A 20536-nucleotide genomic window follows, 5' to 3' on the forward strand; every position below is an offset into this window, starting at 1 on the left:
TTGGCCTGTGATCTCTGGCTCGTACCCCTTGTCGATGTGCTCTGCCACAGCCCCGACAACCCCTTCTCGGAAGAGATCGCCACCTACGACAGGGCACTCACCGAGGCCGGCCTGCCCACGGTGCCCGTCTTCGGCTACATGCCGGGCCTCTCCGGCGACGTCGCCCCGGTCGCCGGCTTCGACTACGAGGCCCTGCACTATCTGCGCCGCGCCTATCTGCTGCTGGCCTCCGGACTGGAGGTCACGCCGGTGGGGGAGTTGGGCAGCGACTACGAGCAACTCCTGGAGATGTTCGAGCAGACGGCGCAGCAGTCGCATCTGGTGTGGCACTACGACCACGCGGGCGCCTACATCCCGGTGGACTTCCAGGCCCCGCTGTACGACGACGAACTGCTGGAGGGCGGCGGCCCCTTGGGCTCCAGCCACGGCCTGCTGCGGGAACTGCAGCTGGTGGGCCCGCACCTGGGGATCGACCCGGACAACCCGCCGCCGGCACCGGCCGCGCCGCTGCGCCCCACCGAACTGGACGAGCCCGCGGCCTCCGCCGCCATCGGCTACGAGGACGGCACCCCCTTCGGCAGGGAGCGGCACGTGTGGCTGAGCCTGCACGCGGCGGCCACCCGCAGTCTGGCCCAGGGGTCGATGATCGTGTTCGGCTGACCGCCTCGCGCGGACGCGCCTCCCGCACCGGCCCCCGGGCCGGGGAGGCGCGCCCCGCGAGGGCGGGGACCACCGGTCAGCCGCCCGGTGGCCGCTGGCGGGGCATGGTGGCCCAGCCCCCGGACCCGTTGGGCGGTGGAGGCAGCCGACGCAGCGGGGCGCCCCGTGTGCCGGGGCCCGCGCTCTGCGAGGCCAGCACGAGGGGGGAGCCCGCGGTGCGGAAGGAGACCATCCAGTCGACCGTTTCGGCGCGTACGGTCTCGTTCACGTCCTCCGAGAAGCGCCGCAGCACCGCGAGCGCCCGTTCGGCCGCCTCACCGGCCGTGCCCTCGGCCGGGCCGAGGACCTCGCGGACGTTCTCGGCAGCCCACTCGTACCGCAGCGTCTCCAGCCGCCGATGGATGGCCAGCGCGGCGGCGACGTCCCGCATCCATCCGGACGTCAGTCCCAGCCAGCGGTCCGCGAGGGCGCAGACGGCGGCGCACAGCAGCGCGACATAGCCGATGTAGCCGGAGCGCCCCTGCGCTAAGGCGACGCCCGCCAGGTCGGCGAGCGGCACCAGGGCGCCCACGGCGGCCCCTGCCACCACACCGCCCCGCAGCCAGCGCGCCCACCGGCGCTTGCGTACCCGGTCCGCCAGATACCACTCGACGAGGCGCATCGCCTCCTGCTCCACCCACTGGTACAGCTCTTCGAGGCGCTCGGCGGGCTCGTTCCAGTCCCCGGACGGGAACCCCCGCCCCAGCAGATCCGGCTGCTTGACCCGCTTCACCCATGCTCCTTCGTCGTGTGTCCGGCGGTCCCGGTGGTCCCGGCGCTCCGGCGGCCTCCCTTCCTACCGCCAAAAGTGGGACCACGCCGACGATCCGCGCCGATTTCCCCCCAGAAGTGGCGCACGATCGGGTATAGGGCGCCGCCGTATCACTCGTAAGGGCCGCTCAAGCGGCGCCGCACGGGCCGCTAGGGTTGGCGGCGTGAGGATTCTGGTCATTGGCGGCGGTGCCCGCGAACACGCAATCTGTCGCTCGCTCTCCCTCGATCCCGAGGTCGGCGCCGTGCACTGTGCGCCCGGCAACGCCGGGACCGCCGAGGTGGCCACGCCGCACGCCGTGGACCCGCTCGACGGTGACGCGGTCGCCGCGCTCGCCGCCTCGGAGGAGGTCCGCGCCGACCTCGTCGTCATCGGCCCCGAGGCCCCGCTGGTGGCGGGCGTCGCCGACGCGGTCCGCGAACGCGGCATCCCCGTCTTCGGCCCGTCCGCCGAGGCGGCCATGCTGGAGGGTTCCAAGGCGTTCGCCAAGGAGATCATGGCGGGCGCCGGGGTGCCGACCGCGCGCAGCTATGTGTGCACCACCCCCGAGGAGGCCGACGCCGCGCTGGACGCCTTCGGCCCGCCCTACGTGGTCAAGGACGACGGCCTGGCCGCGGGCAAGGGCGTCGTGGTGACCGACGACATCGAGCAGGCGCGCGCCCACGCCCGCGCCTGTGGTGGCGCCGTCGTGATCGAGGAGTTCCTGGACGGCCCGGAGGTCTCCCTCTTCGCGGTGACCGACGGCGAGACCGTCGTTCCCCTGCAGCCCGCACAGGACTTCAAGCGCGCGTACGACGCCGACGAGGGCCCCAACACCGGCGGTATGGGCGCCTATTCGCCGCTGCCGTGGGCGGACCCGAAGCTGGTGGACGAGATCACCACGACGGTCCTGGAGCCGACCGTGGCGGAGCTGCGTCGCCGCGGCACCCCGTTCTCCGGGCTGCTGTACGCGGGATTGGCCCTCACCTCGCGGGGTGTGCGGGTCATCGAGTTCAACGCCCGGTTCGGCGATCCGGAGACGCAGGCCGTCCTCGCGCGGCTGCGTTCGCCGCTGGGCGGGCTGCTGTACGCGGCGGCCACCGGGGCGCTCGCCGACTTCCCGGCGCTGCGCTGGAGCGACGGCGCGGCCGTCACCGTCGTGGTCGCGGCCGACGGTTATCCGGCGGGGCCTCGTACGGGTGATGTCATCGAGGGCCTGGCCGAGATCGAACAGGAGGACGGCCCTCAGGTGTACGTCCTGCACGCCGGAACCAGGGCGGACGAGGACGGCACGGTGCGCAGCGCGGGTGGCCGCGTCCTGTCGGTCACCGCGACCGGAGCGGACCTCGCCGAAGCCCGCGAGCGGGCGTACGCGGCAGTCGGCCGGGTGCGGCTGGCCGGCTCGCACCACCGCACGGACATCGCCCGGCGGGCCGCGGCGCAGGCCGCCGAGGGCTGACCCGGCAGCGGTGCCGGAGCCGGTTCCGCCGACCGCGACCCATATACCTCCGGTCCTGCCCGGGCAAGAGCTCTCCCCAAAGCCATTCCATCGAGTGACGACGCCCGCTTACGGCTGACGCCTGCCAGCGCCCCAACTATGGTTCCGGACAAGCGTGGTGGCGCCGCCGTCAGGCGTGCCCCGAGCGGTGTGCGGACGGCGTACGGGCTGCTCGCGCGCGGTGCCACCGACTGCCGGTGGACCGTCCGTCGTCCGGCGCAGCGCGCGTTGCGGTGTCGGAGCACGGTGACACAGTGGGTGGAAGCCGGAGAGCCCGGCTGCAAGCCTGGAAGGTGCGGGGGTGAGACGTGAGCGGTCCCGGTGGTCCAGTCCTCGGCCGGCGGACGGTGGCGCGCTCCGCGCGCGCCCATGCCCTGGCCGTGCTCCGGGTGCGCAGCACGGCGCTCGCCGTGGCCCTGCTCCCGGCCGCCGCCGCGGTGATCCTGTGGGTGGGGCGTACGACGGGGCAGTTCGGCCCCGGCCCCGGCTGGGAGACGGCGCGCTGGTCGGTCACCGGGCTCGCCGTGGTCGCGCTGGCCTGCGCCGCGGTCGCCGGTCTCGTCATCGCCCGGGGCCGCCCGGCCGTCTCGCCGACGGTCCCCGTCGACGAGCGCGCGGCCCCCGATCTGCACGCTCTGGTCCGCGACCTCGCCGACCGCCTGGAGGTCCCGGCCCCGTCCGCCATCGCGCTCACCCCCGACTGCGACAGCTGGCTGGAGGACCGTACGCACTCCGGCACCGCCACGGGCGAGGGCTCGGCCAGGGGTGGGGGCGGGCAGCGCGGCACGGCTCCCGTCCTGGTCATCGGGTCGCCGTTCCTGTGGTGGATGCGCGTCGCCGAACTGCGGGCCCTGCTCGCCCCCGTCGTCGCGGGCACCGGCCCCTCGGCACATCCCGACATAGCTGCCGCGCGTCGTTTCGTACGCGGTCTGGACGCGGCGGTCGCCAACGCCGAGCGCCCCATGGAGCGGCCGGACGCGTTCGGCCACGCCTCGGCCCAGGGCCCGGGGCCGCCCGGAGCGCCGGAACCTGCCGAGCAGTCCGGGCCGCACGGCACGGCCGCCCCCTCCGGTCCCCGCCCGCCCTCCGGGCCGCTCGGGCGCGCGGCGCGCGGTGGCGCGGCCGTGCTGCGCCGGGTGGTGCACCGTCTGGTGGGGCCGGTCGCCCGGCTGATGCTCCGCGCCGCCGGTCCGCACGCCGCCGCCATGGAGCAGGGCGTCGCCGCTGCCGCAGCCGACCGCGCCCAGGCCGTCGACCACGGGCTGCGGGCCGCGGCTCAGGAACAGGTCGGCCTCGCCTACGCCGGGTGGGACCGGCTGCTGACCCGGGTGGCGCTGCCCGCCTGGCGGCTCGGGCTGTGGCCCACCCGGCTGGACGCGGGGGTGGTCTGCGCGCTGACCGAGCTGTCCCGCCGCGACCGGCTCGCCGAGGGCTTCACCTCGCGGCTCGGCGAGCGCCCCGCCTGCGACCTGCTCAAGGAGCCGGGCAACGTGGACGGTGCCGTCTCGCTGCTCGCCGCCCGCCTCTTCCTGGGGCCGCGCCCACCGCTGCCCTCGGCTTCCGGACCGCACGAGGCGGCGCCGGAGTGGACCCCGGTGGAGTGGTCGGCGTATCCGGAGGAGGTCGTCGACCGCATCTGGCGTGCGGAGGCGGCCCGTCTCTTCGCCGCACTGGACACCACCGGTCCGGCGCAGCCGGCCGCCGCCCCCCGGCCCGCCGAGAGCGCGGCACCCCCGCTGGCCGTCGGCCGCCCCGCCCCGGCGACGACCGTCGGCACCGCACCGAGGACAGCCGAGGGGGACGGGCCGCTCTCCTCCCGGTACGGCAGATCCGCGCCCGACGACGGGACCGATCACGAACTGCCGGGACCGACGTTGGCCCGGGTGCTGGACCGGTTCGCGTCGCCGGGCGGTGTCGATGCGTTGGCCGCGCGTATCAGTGCGGAGGTGGCGCGCGCGGAGGCGGCGAGCGCCCCCGGTGTCATCGGTGCGAGCCCCGGCGCGGGGTCCCTGCCGGGTGCGGGGGACACACACCTCGCGCCCCTCGCCCCCATGGGGCTGCCGCTCCAGCCGCCGCGCGGCGGCAAGGAGCTGCTGGCCGACCACGTCACGGCAGCGGTCTGCTGCGCCGCCGTCGACACCGCGGGAGCCACACCGGGTCTGGACTGGTTGGACGGCCCGGCGCTGTACGTCGACGGCGAGCGGAGCAACGAGCTGGGCGCCCTGGTGCTCGCACTCGTCGAGGACGGCGAGGCGGCCGGGCTGCGGGACTGGCTGGCATCGGTCGGCGTGCGACCGGAGAAGCCCGTTCGGCTCGTCTGAAGATCATCTCCAGCCATTTAGCGACGAAGGGTGACCACACCCTTGCGTAATGTGATGTGCTGTCTGCCGTCACACCCGCGGCACAGCGGCAGCACCGTGGAACGGAGCGAGGGTGCCGGGGAGGGAGCAGCATGGGAACAGAGCGGACCGGGCAGCCCGTACGTGCGGCCGAGCGGACCGAGCAGCCCGCAGCGAACGAACAGCCCGCACCTCTCGTGGGCGGGGACGAGCCGATCCGGCGATGGGAGTCGGGCGCGCTGGCCCACGCCGTGACCGATCCCTTCGGTCAGGGCCCGCTGCCCTGGCTGCGGGTGAGTGAGAACTACTTCGAGAACGGCCGCCTCGTGCCCTGGTACGTGGACTGCGTCGACCAGGCACCGGGCCAGACCTCGTGCACGCCCGAACTGGTCCGCGAGCTGGCGGGCGGCGGCCAGACCGTCCCCAGGCCGCGCAGCCGCGGCCTGTCCGGCAACGCCCCGCCCACCGCGGACGACGTGCGCTGCCAGATCAAGGGCTTCGCCTCCGTGGCGGGCGGCACCCCGCCCGGCGAGTCCATCGACTTCCGGATCACCGTCAATCCGCCGCAGCCCTTCAGCGTCGACGTCTACCGCATCGGCCACTACGGCGGCGCGGGCGCCACCAAGATCACCACCAGCCCGCGGCTGTCCGGCATCATGCAGCCCGCGCCGCTCACCGCCGAGCGCACCGTCTCCTGCCACCACTGGTGGCTCTCCTGGCGGCTCCAGATCCCCGACTACTGGTCGACCGGCGCCTATGTCGCCGTCATGACCACCGCCGACGGGCACCGCTCGCACATCCCCTTCACCGTTCGCGACCGGGACCCCGCCGATCTGCTGCTCGTCCTCCCCGACGTCACCTGGCAGGCCTACAACCTCTTCCCCGAGGACGGCCGCACCGGAGCCAGCCTCTACCACGCCTGGGACGACCAGGGGCGGCTGCTGGGCGAGAGCGAGGCGGCGATGACCGTCTCCTTCGACCGCCCCTTCGCGGGTTCGGGCCTCCCTCTGCACGTCGGCCACGCCTACGACTTCATCCGCTGGGCCGAGCGGTACGGCTACGACCTGGCCTACGCCGACACCCGCGATCTGCACGCCGGACACATCGACCCCACGCGCTACCGGGGACTGGTCTTCCCCGGTCACGACGAATACTGGTCCGTGCCCATGCGCCGGGCGGTCGCGCGCGCCCGCGACGCGGGCACCGCGCTGGTCTTCCTGTCCGCCAACACCATGTACTGGCAGGTCGAACTCGACGCGCTGCCCTCCGGCGCCCCCGACCGGTTGCTGACCTGCCGAAAACGGCGCGGGCCCGGGCGCCCCGCCCTCTGGCGCGAACAGGGCGAGCCCGAGCAGGGGCTGCTGGGCATCCAGTACGTCGGCCAGGTCGCCGAGCCCTATCCGCTGATCGTCCGCAACGCCGAGCACTGGCTGTGGGAGGCCACCGGCGCCTACGAGGGCGACGAACTGCCCGGCCTCGTCGCCGGCGAGGCCGACCGCTACTTCCCCCGCACCGCGCTCCCCGAGCACACCTGGCGGATCCTGCTGGCGCACTCGCCCTACCGCGACCGCGGCGGCGCCCTGCGCCACCAGGAGACCTCCCTGTACCGCGCCACCTCCGGCGCCCTGGTCTTCTCCTCCGGCACCTTCGCCTGGTCCCCCGCCCTGGACCGCCCCGGCTACATCGACTCCCGTATCCAGCGCGCCACCAGCAATCTGCTGGACCGCATCTGCAAACGGGACTGAGCCCGCGCGGGCAGCGCCGCCGTCGGCACGGGTCCGGCCGCTGACGCGTGGTGGCCGCTGCGGGCGGGTGGGTGAATCGTCATGGTGAGAAGCCCCCACGGTGGGCACCGCTGACCACCTCCCTCAACTGACAAGGAAGAATCGGGGCACCCGCCGAGGTAAGTCGGCTGCCCCAGGGAGGAAAGAACGTGACGGGATTCGTCGAAAAGCCCGAGCCCGCCCAGGTCCCGGGCCTGGTGCACCTGCACACGGGCAAGGTGCGCGACCTCTACCGGAACCAGGACGGCGATCTGGTGATGGTCGCCAGCGACCGGCTGTCCGCGTTCGACTGGGTCCTGCCGACCGAGATCCCGGACAAGGGCCGCATCCTCACGCGGCTGTCCCTGTGGTGGTTCGAGCAGCTCGCGGACATGCTGCCTCACCATGTGATCAGCACGGACGTTCCCGCGGGTGCCCCCGCCGACTGGGAGGGCCGCACGACCGTCTGCCGCTCCCTGCGCATGGTGCCCGTCGAGTGCGTGGCCCGCGGCTATCTCGCCGGGTCCGGGCTGGCCGAGTACCAGGAGTCCCAGACGGTGTGCGGGCTCGCCCTCCCCGACGGCCTGGAGAACGGCTCGGAGCTGCCTGGCTCGATCTTCACCCCCGCCACCAAGGCGGACGTGGGCGAGCACGACGAGAACGTCGCCTACGAGGAGGTCGCCCGCCGGGTCGGCCCGGAGACCGCCGCGGCACTGCGCCAGTCCACCCTCGCCGCGTACGACCGCGCCCGCGACATCGCCCGGGAGCGGGGCATCATCCTGGCGGACACCAAGTTCGAGTTCGGCTGGGACGACACCGGCACCGGTGACGGCACGGGCGACGGCGAGCCGGTGCTCACCCTCGCCGACGAGGTGCTCACCCCCGACTCCTCCCGTTTCTGGCCCGCCGACCAGTGGCAGCCGGGCCGCTCCCAGCCCTCGTTCGACAAGCAGTACGTCCGCGACTGGCTGGTCTCCCCGGAATCGGGCTGGGACCGCACCTCCGAGCAGCCGCCGCCCGCGCTTCCCGACGAGGTCGTGGAGGCCACCCGCGCCCGCTACATCGAGGCGTACGAACGCCTCACCGGCGTCCCCTGGAGCTGACGCCGCGCAGCCGACAGCCTTCAGCCGCAGCAGCGCGCGGCAGGGCACCCGGCAGACAGCACGACAGCGGCCCCGGTCGCAGGACCGGGGCCGCTGTCGTGCTGTGCTGTGCATCCCGAGCGGACGACGAGGCTCGAACTCGCGACCTCAACCTTGGCAAGGTTGCGCTCTACCAACTGAGCTACGTCCGCACATCCCACGCCCGACCCGAGCGGGCCGCCGTGGTGCGCGGCCCAGTATAGCCGGACCTCACCCGGGTCCGGGACCGTGCCGGGGGCTGCTCAGATCCAGCCGCGCTCGCGGGCCATCCGGGCCGCCGCGTGGCGGTTCTCGGCCCCCAGCTTGGCGGCGGCGGCCGAGAGGTAGTTGCGGACGGTGCCCTGGGTCAGCGACGCCTGCTCGGCGATCTCCGCGATCGGCGCCCCGTCCGCGGCCAGCTCCAGCAGCTCCGCCTCGCGGGCGGACAGCGGCGAGTCGCCCGCGCTGATGGCGTCGGCGGCCAGCTCCGGGTCCACATAGCGGCTGCCCCGGTGGACGGTGCGGATGATCTCCGCGAGCTGCTCGGCGGACGCCGTCTTGGGCACGAAGCCCCGGACCCCCGCCGCCAGCGCCCGCTTGAGATGGCCGGGCCTGCCGTGACTGGTGACGATCATCGTCCGGCAGGTGGGCAGGGAGTCCCGCAGCGCGACGGCCACCCGTACCCCGTCGGCGCCCGGCATCTGGAGGTCGAGTACGGCCACGTCCGGCCGGTGCGCCCGCGCCATGGCCAGCGCCTCGGGCCCGGAGGCCGCCTCGGCGACGATGCTCAGATCGTCCTCCAGCGCCAGCAGGGCGGCCAGCGCGCCCCGGATCAGATGCTCGTCGTCCGCCAGCAGCACCCGGATGGCCGCCGGGTGCTGTCCCGTTCCCTGGTCACTCAAGGCCCTCTCCCCTCACCGAACCCGCCGTCTCACCGACGTCGGCGTGGGCGCGGGCGTGGGCGTCGGTGTCTGTGTCCGTGTCGGTCTCGGTGTCTGCGTCTGTGTCGGCGAGCACACCCGCATCCGGTTCCCCCACCGGTGGCACCGCCCGGTGGCCACGGGAGAGCGGAACCTCGGCCCGCAGCCGGAAGAGCCGCGCGGCCTCGTCCCGTTCGGCGGTCAGGGCGCCGTCCAGGGCCGCCAGCCGCTCGCTCAGACCGGTGAGGCCGGAGCCACCGGGGGTGGGCTCGGGCCGCAGACCGTCGTTCTCCATGATCAGCACGGCGGTGTCGGCCGCACCGGCCATGAGGCGGATCGCACAGTGGCTCGCCTCCGCGTGCCGCAGCACGTTGGTGGCGCCCTCCCTGACGACCCAGCCCAGCGCCGACTGCGCCCCGGGCGACAGTTCGAGCTCGGCGGACTCGATACGGCAGTCGACCCCGGCGGCCCGCAGCACCGCGCGGGCCCCGGCGAGTTCGGTCTCCAGGCCGGTCTCGCGGTATCCGCGGACGACGGCGCGCACCTCGCTCTGCGACTGGCGCGCCAGCCGCTGGACCTCCTCCATGTGCGCGAGAGCCGACTCCGAACCCCGCCGGGCCAGTTGGGTCGCCAGCTCGCTCTTGAGCGCGATCACCGACAGATTGCGGCCCATCACATCGTGCAGGTCCCGGCTGAAGCGCAGCCGCTCCTCCGCGACGGCCAGCCGCGACTGGGCCTCCTTGGCCTCGTCGAGCTCCCGCATCACGGCCAGGTACCAGGCGGAGCAGCGCGGCGAGAAGATCCCGACCAGCCCGCCCAGGCCCAGTACGAACAAGGTGCCCAGCAGGGACGGCCACGCCATGCCCGCCGCCGCGAAGAGGCAGCAGACGAAGAGGCAGCCGCCGGCCGTCACGGCCGCCGACCGGCGCCGCGATACGACCAGCCCGTACACCCCCGTCACGCTCGGGACGCCGGCGAACAGCGCCATCGCCGGCTCGGCGGCGTCCCCCACCCAGTCGCGGGCGACCAGCACCGTGACCACCGCCGTGGTGAGGGCGAACGTCACCGTGGCGGCGGCCAGCAGGCGGCGCGGGGCCTCGCCGAGCCCCAGATAGAAGTCGATCCCGCGCGGCAGACCGCGCACCCCCAGCACGCACTGGACGACGGCCAGCACGACGACGACGCCGCTCAGCGTCTTCGCCGACTGCTGGTCGTCCACCTGGACCAGGAACTGCGGCATCCCGCCGACGAAGTAGATCCACGGCGTGAGCAGCAGCATCCAGCGCGTCGAGACCTCGACCTGCTCCAGCTTGCTGCGCTGCTGCCACTTCCGCTGCTTGTGCCGACCCCAGCGGATCATCGGCGACCGCCTCTCGTTCCTGTCCCACCTACGGCACACGGTATGCGGCCCCCGACCGGACCGACCCGACGGCCGGTCAGCGGCGGGGCTCCCACCGGAGACGGCCGCCCGGACGGCCGGTCAGCGGCGGGGCTCCCACCGGAACCGCTTGGCGACCGCGTACGCGCCCAGCGCCGTCCACGCCAGCGCGACCGCCAGCGACCGCAGCGTCTCCCCGCCACCTAGCTGCTCCGTCCAGGCACCGCGCAGCAGGTCCGTGATCGGCGTCATCGGGAGCCAGCGGCAGATCTCGGCGATCCGGTCCGGGTAGATCTCCAGCGGCACGAAGACCCCGGAACCGGCGAACGTCGCCAACATCAGCGGCATCGGCGTGAGCTGCGCCAGCTCCGTCGTCCGGGTGAAGGCCGACGACGCGGCGGCCAGCACCGCCATCAGCACCACGCCGAGCACCAGGCCCGCCAGCAGCAGGTCCGGCCGGGCCGGCGCCCCCGCATCCAGCAGCAGCGCCCCGCCGGCCAGCAGCAGCGCCGACTGGAGGAGACCTATGGTGACGGACGGCAGCGCGGCGGCACCCAGAATCTCCCCGTCGGCCGCCTCCCCGGTGCGCAGCCGTTTGAGCACCAACTCCTCGCGGCGCCCCACATAGACACCGACGAGATTGCTGTAGACGGCGAACAGCAGCACCATCCCCACCGCGCCCGGCAGTACGGCCGTACCCACCGAGAGCCCGGTGCCCGACAGATCGGCCTGCTCGGCGGTGGTCTTCAACGAGAAGGTGAGTACGGTCGGCAGCAGCAGCGCCACGAACAGCGCCGGCCTGTTGCGTATCAGCAGCGTCAGCTCCGCGCGGGCCAGCGCCCGCACCCGCCGCGCCGACAGGCTGCTGATACGGGGCCGGCTCCCCCGCTGCGCGGCCCGTGCCGTGGTCGTCGTCCCGCTCATGCCGGAACCTCCATGACCGCTCGCTCGTCCCCGTGCCCCGGCCGGTTGCCCGCCTGGGCGATCTCCAAGAACGCCTCCTCCAACGAGGCCGACCTCGCCTGCAGGCCCTCCAACGCGACGCCGTTCTCGCGGGCCCACAGCAGCAGATCGGTCAGCGCCGGCTGCAGTTCGTGCGTCTTGACCGTCACGCTCCGCCCGTCCGCCGCGGCCGGAACGCTCAGCGGCAGCCGCTCGGGGGCGACCCCCGCGGGCAGCCGGAAGGTGATCCGCGAGGGGCGCTGCGCCACCACCTGGTCCGGGGTGCCGGACGCCACGATCCGTCCGGCCTGCATGATCGCCAGCCGGTCGGCGAGCTGCTCGGCCTCCTCCAGATAGTGCGTGGTCAACAGCACAGTCGTGCCCTCGGCCCGAAGCCCGCGCACCAGATCGGCGGTGTCCCGGCGCCCTTCGGGGTCCATCCCGGTCGTCGGCTCGTCCAGGAACAGCACCTCGGGCCGCCCGATCAGCGCCAGCGCCAGATCCAGCCGTCGCCGCTCGCCCCCGGACAGCTGCTTGACCCGTACGCCGGTCCGCCCGCCCAGCCCGACGAGTTCGAGCGCCTCGCCCGGGGGCCGGGCGTCACTGGTGACGCCCGCCCACATCGCGGCGGTCTCGGCCACCGTCAACTCGGAGGGAAAGCCCCCTTCCTGCAGCATCACGCCGGTACGGGGCCGCACCAGGGCCCGCTCGCCGAACGGATCGAGCCCCAGCACCCGTACGGTCCCCGCGCTGGGGCGGGCCAGCCCTTCCAACACCTCCACGGTGGAGGTCTTACCGGCTCCGTTGGTGCCGAGCAGCGCGAAGATCTCTCCCTCCCGCACGGAGAAGGAGATGTCACGCACCGCCTCGAACCCGCCCTCGGCCGCCCCGGCACGTCGCCCGGCCCTCACCGGCCCCGCGTAGCGGCGTTTCAGTCCCTCGACCTCGATCGCATCCATGCCTCCAGGCTTCCGCCGAACCGGCCGCGGGGGCAGTGCACGCGGTCATGGGTACGGATGACAAACGTCATCCCGGGGCGCCGTGGACGGTACGGCGCGGGGGAAGTTCCTGGGCACACACGGCGCGTGCGGTACGCGGCTCACCCGAAATCACAGGCGGATCGCTCCGAGCAGCCGCTCCCACGGGAACGCCGCTGCGTCCCCCTGCTTCGGCCGGTGCGGCTCGCCCGGAGCGAACACCACCCGCACACCCTGCTCGCGCAGGGTCACCACGGCGCGGCCCACGGCGGGCTGTGCCCCCCAGTGCTGTCGACCAGAACGGTGCGGCTACGACCGGTACGCCCAGGTGGACGGCCTCCGCAGGAATTCCCAACGCGGCAGTGTCGGTGATTCCGGCGGCCCACTTGCACGCACTTGTCGTCGTCAACGGCGCGACGAGCATCGCGTCCGCCTCGGGCAGGCCGCCCGATTCGCCGGGGAGCCCGGACCAGCGGTTCGTGCCCGGCTGCAACGCACACCCGAATGCTTAAGCCCACCGGCTGATGTTCCGTAGCCCACAGCAGCAGCGAAACCGGGCACCTCAGCGTTCCAACCCAGCCGCTCATCGAACCGGGCCACCGAGTGGAACTCCTCAGCCAACCGGTCCGCGTACACCTCGGCGTACACCGCGAGGAGCTGCGGTTGATCCCGTCCAGGTCATCAGCCCCGCGACGCCGGATTCGCAGCTTGGTCAGCACGCTCCCGTCTGGTCTGTGTGCAGGAGTGCGCAAGTCAGATCCATCCATCAACGCGGCAGCACCTCAAAGGCGTTCCTGACCGACGTGCGCATAGTGCTCTGGTCGCCCCCTAAGGCCCTCCGGGCACGGAGACCGCTGCGGCCCTCCCAACGCAGGCGTACCGTTTTGAGTGTCGAGGGTCAGAACGGAGAACACGTATGCCGGAGAGCAGCGACACGCACATCGGCACTCGTCTCCGCGAGGCGAGGAAGCGCGCTGGACTGACGCAGCGGGGGTTGGCTTCCGCGTCCGGGGTGTCCGTCTCCTTGATCCGCAAGTTGGAGCAGCAGGAAGTCCAGGAAACGCGGTTGGAGACGGCACGGGCGTTGGCCGTCGCGTTGCGCGTGCCGACCAGCGCGCTGTTGCGCCGTGACGACGGAATGGACGACGCGGAGCCTGTCGGGCCCTGGGAGCAGGTACGTGCGGCGCTCACCGCACCGCGGCAGCCGTCTGATGTGACGGACGCCGAACCCACTGCGCGGGGGCTGGGCGCAGCCCTGCGGGCCACAGAGCCGCTGTTCGCGGGCGACCGGTTCGCGGAACTGGCCGTAGTGCTCCCTCATCTGCTGCGCGATGCCGATGCTCTGGACGACGAAGAACCACATACTCGTGCGATCCGGGGCCGGTTGCTTCAGCTGACGGGATGGCTGTTGACGCAGAACCGTCAGTTCGAGGCGGCGAATCATGCTCTTGACCGGGCGCAAGCCGAGGCTACTGACCGGCTGGACGGCGCGGCAACAGCCACCATCCAGTGCTGGCTCCTTCTGCGAACCGGTCGCGTGGGTGAGGCTCGCGAGCTGGCCGAGCGGTGGGCGGACGAGACCGAGCCGCGGCTGTCTCGGGCGACGGCGGACGAACTGGCGAGCTGGGGCTGGCTGATGCTGCGCGTCTCGGCGGCGTCGGTGCGCGACGCACGCCAAGGCCAGGCGGCGGATGCCCTCCGTATGGCGAGCGCTGCGGCTGCGGCCTTGGGCCGCGAACACTCGCCGGAAGGCGACTGGCTGCGCACTTTCGGTCCCACCACAGTGGTACTGAAAGCCGCCGAACACGAGGCGGTGACGGGGCGCCCGGATCGTGTGCTGGCGGCCTCCGAGCAGGTACCGCTCGATGAGCTGCCGCGCACGTCGAACAATCGCAACAGGCACCTTCTCGATGTCGCCGATGCCCACGCACGGCTTCGCCGGTACGGGGAAGCCGTGGACGTACTGCGAGAGATTCAGGCCGCGTCCCCTCAGTGGTTGCCGCAGCAGCGCTACGCCCGGGACATTCTTGGGCGGATCGTTCGGCGGCGCCGCACGCTGACTCCGGAGATGCGCGGGCTTGCTGATGCCGTCCGGCTACCTCTGTAGGCCGTAACTCGCGTGACCGCGTTGGCACTTCGGGGACGGCGTTGCGGAAAGTGCCATGGTGAGCAGTGCCGCAGTGGTCCTACGGTCAGTGATCAGACGATCACCGTCGAAGTCGCCGGGAGAGGTCCCGATGCAGAGACCACTGAGGGCATCCATGAGGGCGCAGACCGAAGGTAAGCGTGAGGACGTTGGTGACCGCCTGTCCCACGGATCGGGTCGCCACGTGAGCTCGGTCGACCAAGGCCACGAGGGCCCGTACGGCACGTGCCGTGGCTGCGGTAGGCCGATCCGGCTGACGACCATTGAGGAGAACGGGACCAGGGTGATCCGGGCCCGTTGCTGCCCGCAATCGGAGGCGCCCCGTGGCTGAGAACCGTGAGCGGCCGGTCGTGAGGGCTGAGGATCCGGCGCGGCAGATCGGACCGCAGTTCGAGGCGGTCCGGCCGCTGCGCCGGGCCCCTTCACCTGGCGATCCCGCTGTTCCCGCTGTTCCCGGCGACCTCCTGGTCCTGGTGGCCGAAACCCTGGGGCGCAGCGGTGCCGGTACGGACACCGCTCCCATGACGCCTCGCGGCTGGGTGGAGGTGACGGACACCGAGCGGGCCGCGGCCCTCACCGTTCTCGCATGGCGGGCGCGGGGCGCCGAGATGCGGCATCGGGCCACGCACGACGCCAGCCGACTGGCCGCATGGGCGGCGGCTGAGGCCGCTGTCTGGCACAAGTCGTCCACCCTCGCGGACCACTACTTCCATGTGCCGTCCGGTCGGCTGTCGGGCATCATCCCCGCGCAGGTGCAGTTGGAGGCCGCGGTGCGGTTGCTGGCCGCCGCACGGACCGGCGTGCTGCCGCCTGCCCCCTACCGCTGCGCGGTCTGCGGCACCGACCGGAACCTCCGGGTGCGCAGCTATGAGCGGGGGTCCGGGCCCGGCCGGGAGGAGTTGCTCTGCCCGATCTGCACGGGGCTGCCCGCCGATCCGGACGAGATCCCCGAGGGCGTGGACGCGCTCTGCCGGTGGCTGCGGCAAGGCCGCGCGCGGGCACAGCAGCGCCCGCCGCACCGCATCTGACCTCCGCAAAGGCCTCCGGCCTCGGGCAAGCCGCCACGCACGGGGGCCTGGGGAGTCCGCTCTGGGGGGCTCCGCTTTGGGGGCTCCGCCTGGGGGAGCCGTCTGGGGGCTCCGCCTAGGGGGCTGCCGCCCTGTGGTCGCGGATTCGTCTTCTCGCTCCGCTCGTGGCACGCCGGTGGGGGTGGGCCGAGGGTGCGACCCCATTTTGGGAAAGGTGGTGCGGGCGTGCTTCGTGCGCCCCCAGATGAGGCGTGCGCCCGGGTGGTGCGGGAGGGGGCAACGCAGAAACGCCCGGCTGGGAGACCAGCCGGGCGTTTCATCGAAGTGAGCGGACGACGAGGCTCGAACTCGCGACCTCAACCTTGGCAAGGTTGCGCTCTACCAACTGAGCTACGTCCGCATTGCCTCCACCCGGCTCTCACCGAGTGGCGCGACCAATACTCTACCTGATCGTTTCCGATCGGCGGTCGGTACTGGAGAGCGGGTGACAGGAATCGCACACTGCGCCTCCCTCTTGGAAAGAGGGCGCTCTACTACTGAGCTACACCCGCACGCTTGCTTGAGGTCCTCCCTTTCGGGTGGCTCCCTCGCGGCGTGCCTTGACTCTAGCCGATCACCCGGGGTCCCTGGCAAGTCGAGTCCCGGACCCCGTCGTTCCGGCTGCGGGGCCGGACTGCCGAGCGGCGCCGGACCGCCCCTCGCGGCAGCGATCCGGCGCGGGAGGGGAGCAGCTGTCAGAGGCTCCGGCGGGGGAGGAACGGCATGCCGCCGCCCGGCGTCGAGTCCCGCGGGGAGGGCGCCGCTTGCCCCGCGCCGCGTTCCCGTGTGCACGTTCCGTGCGCTCTCGCTCCTCGCGGCGTCCCTCCCGTCCCGTGCGGCGAGCAGCCACCGGGGGGGGCGTCCACCGGCCGGAGGCCGGAAAGGCGCGGGGCGGGAGGGAGCGGGACGGTCGCAGGCGGGTGGCAGCCTCGGCTCAGCCGGCGGCGCGGAACGCCTCGTAGACCTTCTTGGGGATGCGCCCCCGGGCGGGCACGTCGAAACCGTTCGACTCCGCCCAGGCGCGCACCGCACGGGGGTCCGGGTCGATGGAGGTCCGGCGGTAGGTCTTGCCGGACCTGGCCCGCTTGCGGCCGGCCTCGACGAAGGGTGCCAGCTCGGTGCGGAGCCGCTTGGCGTTGTCGGAGTTCAGGTCGATCTCATAGGTCTTGCCGTCGAGGCCGAAGGAGACCGTCTCCGCCGCTTCTCCGCCATCGATGTCGTCGGAGAGCATGACTACTACGCGCTGTGCCACGGATATCGGTCCTTCCTCAGGATCACGAAAGGGGGTCACCCGGCATTACGGCGTCGTCACAATGCCCCCCGCCGACCGGCGGGTATGCGGGGCGAACCCGAGTAGGAGACAGGTTCTTATTCAACTATGTGCCGCACCGGCACCGGAGTGCAAAGGATGCACAAAGATTGCAGCCCGCGGAATTGATTCCGGTTCCGGCCGCAATCGGGACCCTACTTTTTTCCCGCCGATTTTCCCAGTGCTTCGCGAAGTCCTACCAGGATCGGCACAGAACACAGTACACATATCAACGCGCGTAGATTCTGATGCCGGGTACGCTGGCCAGCGCAGCGCCCCGCTAAGCACTAGGAGTACCTGTGGCTCGCGTCGTCGTCGACGTCATGCTGAAGCCGGAGATCCTCGACCCCCAGGGACAGGCGGTGCAGCGCGCACTGCCCCGCCTGGGTTTCGAGGGTGTCTCCGATGTCCGCCAGGGCAAGCGCTTCGAACTCGAAGTGGAGGGCCCCGTGGACGGGGACGCCCTCGCCCGCATACACGAACTCGCCGAGACCTTTCTGGCCAACACCGTGATCGAGGACTTCACCGTCCGCGTCCAGGATGCGGACGGCAACGAACGTCCCGTCGAGGCGGGCACGGATGCCGCGTCCGAGGGAGCAGTGGCGTGACCACCCGTATCGGCGTCGTCACTTTTCCCGGTTCCCTCGACGACAGCGACGCGCGCCGCGCCGTCCGTATCGCGGGTGGAGAAGCCGTCGCCCTCTGGCACCGCGACAAGGACCTGCGCAAGCAGCAGGTCGACGCGATCGTGCTGCCGGGCGGATTCTCCTACGGCGACTATCTGCGGTGCGGCGCAATTGCCCGGTTCTCGCCCATCATGGAGTCGGTCGTCGAACAGGCGAAGGCCGGAATGCCGGTGCTCGGCATCTGCAACGGTTTCCAGATCCTGTGTGAAACCCATCTGCTGCCCGGTGCGTTGACCCGCAACGACCATCTGCACTTCGTCTGCCGCGACCAGCGGCTCCGCGTGGAGAACGCCACGACCGCCTGGACCTCGGACTACGCCGACGGCCAGGAGATCGTCGTCCCGCTCAAGAACGGTGAGGGCGGCTACGTCGCCGACGAGCGCACCCTGGACGAGCTGGAGGGGGAGGGCCGCGTCGTCTTCCGCTACCTCGACGGCAACCCCAACGGGTCGCGCCGCGACATCGCCGGAATCACCAACGAGGCCGGGAACGTGGTCGGCCTCATGCCGCATCCCGAGCACGCCGTGGAGGCCCTGACCGGGCCGACGACCGACGGGCTCGGATTCTTCACCTCGGCCCTGAAGAAGCTGGTCGCCTCATGAGTCCCCAGAGCCACAGCCACACCCTCGACACCGTCAAGCACGCCGAACAGACCCCTGAGGCCGAACTGCCCTGGAAGGAGCTCGGCCTCAAGGAGGACGAGTACGCCCGGGTCCGGGAGATCCTCGGCCGCCGTCCCACCGGCGCCGAGCTGGCCATGTACTCGGTGATGTGGTCCGAGCACTGCTCCTACAAGAGCAGCAAGGTGCATCTGCGGCAGTTCGGCGAGAAGGCCCCGACCGAGGGCCCCGGCGCGGAGGCGATGCTCGTCGGTATCGGTGAGCAGGCCGGCGTCGTGGACGTCGGCCAGGGCTACGCGGTCACCTTCAAGGTCGAGTCGCACAACCACCCCTCGTACGTCGAGCCGTACCAGGGCGCCGCCACCGGCATCGGCGGCATCGTCCGCGACATCATCGCCATGGGCGCCCGCCCCGTCGCCGCCATGGACCCGCTGCGGTTCGGCGCGGCCGACCACCCCGACACCAAGCGGGTACTGCCGGGCGTCGTCGCCGGCATCGGCGGCTACGGCAACTGCCTGGGTCTGCCCAACATCGGCGGCGAGGTCGTCTTCGACCCCTGCTACCAGGGAAACCCGCTGGTCAACGCCTTGTGCGTGGGTGTGATGAAGCACGAGGACATCCACCTGGCCAAGGCCGCGGGCACTGGCAACAAGGTCATCCTCTACGGCGCCAGGACCGGCGGCGACGGTATCGGCGGCGCCTCCATCCTGGCGTCCGAGACCTTCGAGGACACAGCGGGGAAGCCCGCCAAGCGCCCCGCCGTCCAGGTCGGTGACCCCTTCCAGGAGAAGCTGCTCATCGAGTGCACCCTGGAGGCCTTCCACGCGGACCTGGTCGTCGGCATCCAGGACCTGGGCGCGGCGGGTCTGTCCTGCGCCACCAGCGAGCTGGCCTCCAACGGCTCGGGCGGGATGCAGGTCGAGCTGGACACCGTGCCGCTGCGCGACTCCTCGCTCTCCCCCGAGGAGATCCTGATGTCTGAGTCTCAGGAACGGATGTGCGCGGTCGTCGAGCCGGAGAAGGTCGACCGCTTCCTGGAGATCTGCGAGAAGTGGGAGGTCACCGCCACCGTCGTCGGTGAGGTCACCGACGGCGACCGGCTGGAGATCTTCTGGCACGGCGAGAAGATCGTCGACGTCGACCCCCGTACGGTCGCGCACGAGGGCCCCGTCTACGAGCGCCCCTACGCGCGCCCCGACTGGCAGGACGCGCTCCAGGCGGACGACCCGGCGAAGCTGCCCCGCCCCGCGAGCGGCGAGGAGCTGCGGGCGGCGACTCTCGCGCTGGTCTCCTCCCCCAACCAGGCCGCCAAGTCCTGGATCACCGACCAGTACGACCGCTACGTCCTCGGGGACACCGTCCTCGCGCAGCCCGAGGACAGCGGCATGATCCGGATCGACGCCGAGACGGGGCTGGGCGTCGCCGTCGCCACCGACGGCAACGGGCGCTACGCCAAGCTCGACCCGTACGAGGGAGCGCGGCTGGCGCTCGCGGAGTCGTACCGCAACGTCGCCGCCACCGGCGCACGCCCCCTGGCCGTCACCGACTGCCTCAACTTCGGCTCCCCCGAGGACCCGGCCGCCATGTGGCAGTTCGCCGAGGCGTGCCGGGGGCTGGCCGACGCCTGCAAGGAGCTGGGCACCCCGGTCACCGGCGGCAACGTGTCGCTCTACAACCAGACCGGCGAGGCCGCCATCCACCCGACCCCGGTGGTCGGCGTGCTCGGCGTCATCGACGACGTCACCCGGCGCACCCCGATGGCGTTCCGTGACGAGGGCCTGCTGATCTACCTCCTCGGCGAGACCAAGGAGGAGTTCGGCGGCTCGGCCTGGTCCCAGGTCGCCCACGGACACCTGGGCGGCCGGCCGCCCCAGGTCGACCTGGAGCGGGAGCGGCTGCTCGCGGAGATCCTCATCTCCGCGTCCCGCGACGGCATGGCCGACGCGGCGCACGACGTCTCCGACGGCGGTGTCGTCCAGGCCCTCGCCGAGTCCTGCCTCAAGGGCGGCAAGGGCGCCCGCATCGTCGTACCCGACGGGCTCGACCCCTTCGTCTTCCTCTTCTCGGAGTCGCAGGGCCGGGCGCTGGTGGCCATTCCGCGCAGCGAGGAGGTGCGGTTCACCGACATGTGCGCCGCGCGCGGGATGCCCGCGGCGCGGATCGGCGTCGTGGACGGCGAAGCGCTGGAGATCCAGGGTCGGTTCACCCTGCCGCTGGACGAGCTGCGCCGGGAGCACGAGGCCACGCTCCCGGGGCTCTTCGGCTGACGCCCGCGCCCCTGCCCGCCCCGGAAGAGGGCGGGCAGGGGCTTTCTCCCTCT

General features: G+C 72.4%; 17 protein-coding genes and 3 tRNA genes. 10 read left to right on the top strand and 10 right to left on the bottom strand.

Features of this window, described 5'->3' with window-relative positions:
- Complete coding sequence (locus JW613_RS05025) at positions 1-660, top strand: putative DNA-mimic protein (RefSeq protein WP_099883079.1); 660 nt, start codon at positions 1-3, stop codon at positions 658-660.
- Positions 661-736: 76 nt separating this feature from the next.
- On the opposite strand, the gene JW613_RS05030 is transcribed toward JW613_RS05025, so the two are convergent.
- Positions 737-1432, bottom strand: coding sequence for an SLATT domain-containing protein (locus tag JW613_RS05030; protein ID WP_209209472.1), 696 nt, complete (start codon positions 1430-1432; stop codon positions 737-739).
- 202 nt (positions 1433-1634) lie between these two features.
- Between JW613_RS05030 and purD the strand changes: the two genes are divergently transcribed.
- The 4 genes from purD (at position 1635) to JW613_RS05050 (ending at position 8153) form a co-directional block, all read left to right on the top strand.
- Positions 1635-2909 (top strand): phosphoribosylamine--glycine ligase, encoded by a 1275-nt coding sequence (gene purD, locus JW613_RS05035; RefSeq protein ID WP_209209473.1) that lies wholly within the window; start codon positions 1635-1637, stop codon positions 2907-2909.
- 347 nt (positions 2910-3256) lie between these two features.
- Positions 3257-5269, top strand: a complete 2013-nt coding sequence (locus tag JW613_RS05040; protein WP_307865790.1) for a hypothetical protein — start codon at positions 3257-3259, stop codon at positions 5267-5269.
- A 131-nt stretch (positions 5270-5400) separates the two neighbouring features.
- Positions 5401-7032 carry a N,N-dimethylformamidase beta subunit family domain-containing protein gene (locus JW613_RS05045; RefSeq protein WP_245225018.1) on the top strand — a complete coding sequence of 544 codons (1632 nt, stop codon included), beginning with the start codon at positions 5401-5403 and terminating at the stop codon, positions 7030-7032.
- 188 nt (positions 7033-7220) lie between these two features.
- The gene (locus JW613_RS05050) at positions 7221-8153 is read left to right on the top strand and encodes a phosphoribosylaminoimidazolesuccinocarboxamide synthase (protein ID WP_209209474.1); all 933 of its coding nucleotides are present in this window, start codon (positions 7221-7223) and stop codon (positions 8151-8153) included.
- A 118-nt stretch (positions 8154-8271) separates the two neighbouring features.
- Here the strand turns inward: JW613_RS05050 and JW613_RS05055 are convergent.
- The 6 genes from JW613_RS05055 to JW613_RS37095 all read right to left on the bottom strand — a co-directional run bounded on the left by JW613_RS05055 (position 8272) and on the right by JW613_RS37095 (position 12655).
- A tRNA-Gly gene (locus tag JW613_RS05055) sits at positions 8272-8344 on the bottom strand.
- A gap of 90 nt (positions 8345-8434) precedes the next feature.
- A complete protein-coding gene (locus tag JW613_RS05060) occupies positions 8435-9073 on the bottom strand; it encodes a response regulator transcription factor (RefSeq protein ID WP_209209475.1) in 639 nt (212 codons plus the stop codon).
- Positions 9066-10451: a sensor histidine kinase gene (locus JW613_RS05065; protein WP_209209476.1), complete on the bottom strand. Its 1386-nt coding sequence runs from the start codon at positions 10449-10451 to the stop codon at positions 9066-9068. The genes JW613_RS05060 and JW613_RS05065 overlap by 8 nt, the downstream gene beginning before the upstream one ends.
- Before the next feature lie 120 nt (positions 10452-10571).
- A complete protein-coding gene (locus JW613_RS05070) occupies positions 10572-11393 on the bottom strand; it encodes an ABC transporter permease (protein ID WP_209209477.1) in 822 nt (273 codons plus the stop codon).
- On the bottom strand, positions 11390-12370 hold the full coding sequence (locus tag JW613_RS05075) for an ABC transporter ATP-binding protein (RefSeq protein WP_209209478.1): 981 nt from the start codon (positions 12368-12370) through the stop codon (positions 11390-11392). Before JW613_RS05075 ends, JW613_RS05070 begins: the two co-directional genes overlap by 4 nt.
- Positions 12371-12520: 150 nt before the next feature.
- Positions 12521-12655 carry a hypothetical protein gene (locus JW613_RS37095; protein WP_504739753.1) on the bottom strand — a complete coding sequence of 45 codons (135 nt, stop codon included), beginning with the start codon at positions 12653-12655 and terminating at the stop codon, positions 12521-12523.
- Between the two features lie 649 nt (positions 12656-13304).
- Here JW613_RS37095 and JW613_RS05085 point away from each other — a divergent pair.
- Positions 13305-14495 carry a helix-turn-helix domain-containing protein gene (locus tag JW613_RS05085; RefSeq protein WP_209209479.1) on the top strand — a complete coding sequence of 397 codons (1191 nt, stop codon included), beginning with the start codon at positions 13305-13307 and terminating at the stop codon, positions 14493-14495.
- A gap of 362 nt (positions 14496-14857) precedes the next feature.
- Positions 14858-15562, top strand: coding sequence for a hypothetical protein (locus JW613_RS05090; RefSeq protein ID WP_209209480.1), 705 nt, complete (start codon positions 14858-14860; stop codon positions 15560-15562).
- Between the two features lie 327 nt (positions 15563-15889).
- Here the strand turns inward: JW613_RS05090 and JW613_RS05095 are convergent.
- The 3 genes from JW613_RS05095 to JW613_RS05105 form a co-directional block, all read right to left on the bottom strand.
- Positions 15890-15962, bottom strand: a tRNA-Gly gene (locus JW613_RS05095).
- 79 nt (positions 15963-16041) lie between these two features.
- A tRNA-Gly gene (locus JW613_RS05100) sits at positions 16042-16113 on the bottom strand.
- Between the two features lie 422 nt (positions 16114-16535).
- Positions 16536-16853 (bottom strand): histone-like nucleoid-structuring protein Lsr2, encoded by a 318-nt coding sequence (locus tag JW613_RS05105; RefSeq protein ID WP_209209481.1) that lies wholly within the window; start codon positions 16851-16853, stop codon positions 16536-16538.
- A 356-nt stretch (positions 16854-17209) separates the two neighbouring features.
- On the opposite strand from JW613_RS05105, the gene purS reads away from it, so the two are divergent.
- Genes purS through purL form a run of 3 tightly spaced genes read left to right on the top strand, consistent with a single transcriptional unit; the run spans position 17210 to position 20483 of the window.
- Positions 17210-17518, top strand: a complete 309-nt coding sequence (gene purS, locus JW613_RS05110; RefSeq protein ID WP_099883107.1) for a phosphoribosylformylglycinamidine synthase subunit PurS — start codon at positions 17210-17212, stop codon at positions 17516-17518.
- Positions 17515-18198: a phosphoribosylformylglycinamidine synthase subunit PurQ gene (purQ, locus tag JW613_RS05115; RefSeq protein WP_209209482.1), complete on the top strand. Its 684-nt coding sequence runs from the start codon at positions 17515-17517 to the stop codon at positions 18196-18198. Before purS ends, purQ begins: the two co-directional genes overlap by 4 nt.
- Positions 18195-20483, top strand: a complete 2289-nt coding sequence (gene purL / locus JW613_RS05120) for a phosphoribosylformylglycinamidine synthase subunit PurL (protein WP_209209483.1) — start codon at positions 18195-18197, stop codon at positions 20481-20483. The genes purQ and purL overlap by 4 nt, the downstream gene beginning before the upstream one ends.
- The last annotated feature ends 53 nt before the right edge of the window (positions 20484-20536 follow it).

Source organism: Streptomyces smyrnaeus, from assembly GCF_017676345.1.
Classification (GTDB): Bacteria; Actinomycetota; Actinomycetes; order Streptomycetales; family Streptomycetaceae; genus Streptomyces; species Streptomyces smyrnaeus.

Coding starts and splice junctions, on each gene's coding strand:
- purL (WP_209209483.1), top strand. CDS start 18,195: ATGAGTCCCCAGAGCCACAGCCACACCCTCGACACCGTCAAGCACGCC.
- JW613_RS05045 (WP_245225018.1), top strand. CDS start 5,401: ATGGGAACAGAGCGGACCGGGCAGCCCGTACGTGCGGCCGAGCGGACC.
- JW613_RS05065 (WP_209209476.1), bottom strand. CDS start 10,451: ATGATCCGCTGGGGTCGGCACAAGCAGCGGAAGTGGCAGCAGCGCAGC.
- JW613_RS05085 (WP_209209479.1), top strand. CDS start 13,305: ATGCCGGAGAGCAGCGACACGCACATCGGCACTCGTCTCCGCGAGGCG.
- JW613_RS05070 (WP_209209477.1), bottom strand. CDS start 11,393: ATGAGCGGGACGACGACCACGGCACGGGCCGCGCAGCGGGGGAGCCGG.
- JW613_RS05075 (WP_209209478.1), bottom strand. CDS start 12,370: ATGGATGCGATCGAGGTCGAGGGACTGAAACGCCGCTACGCGGGGCCG.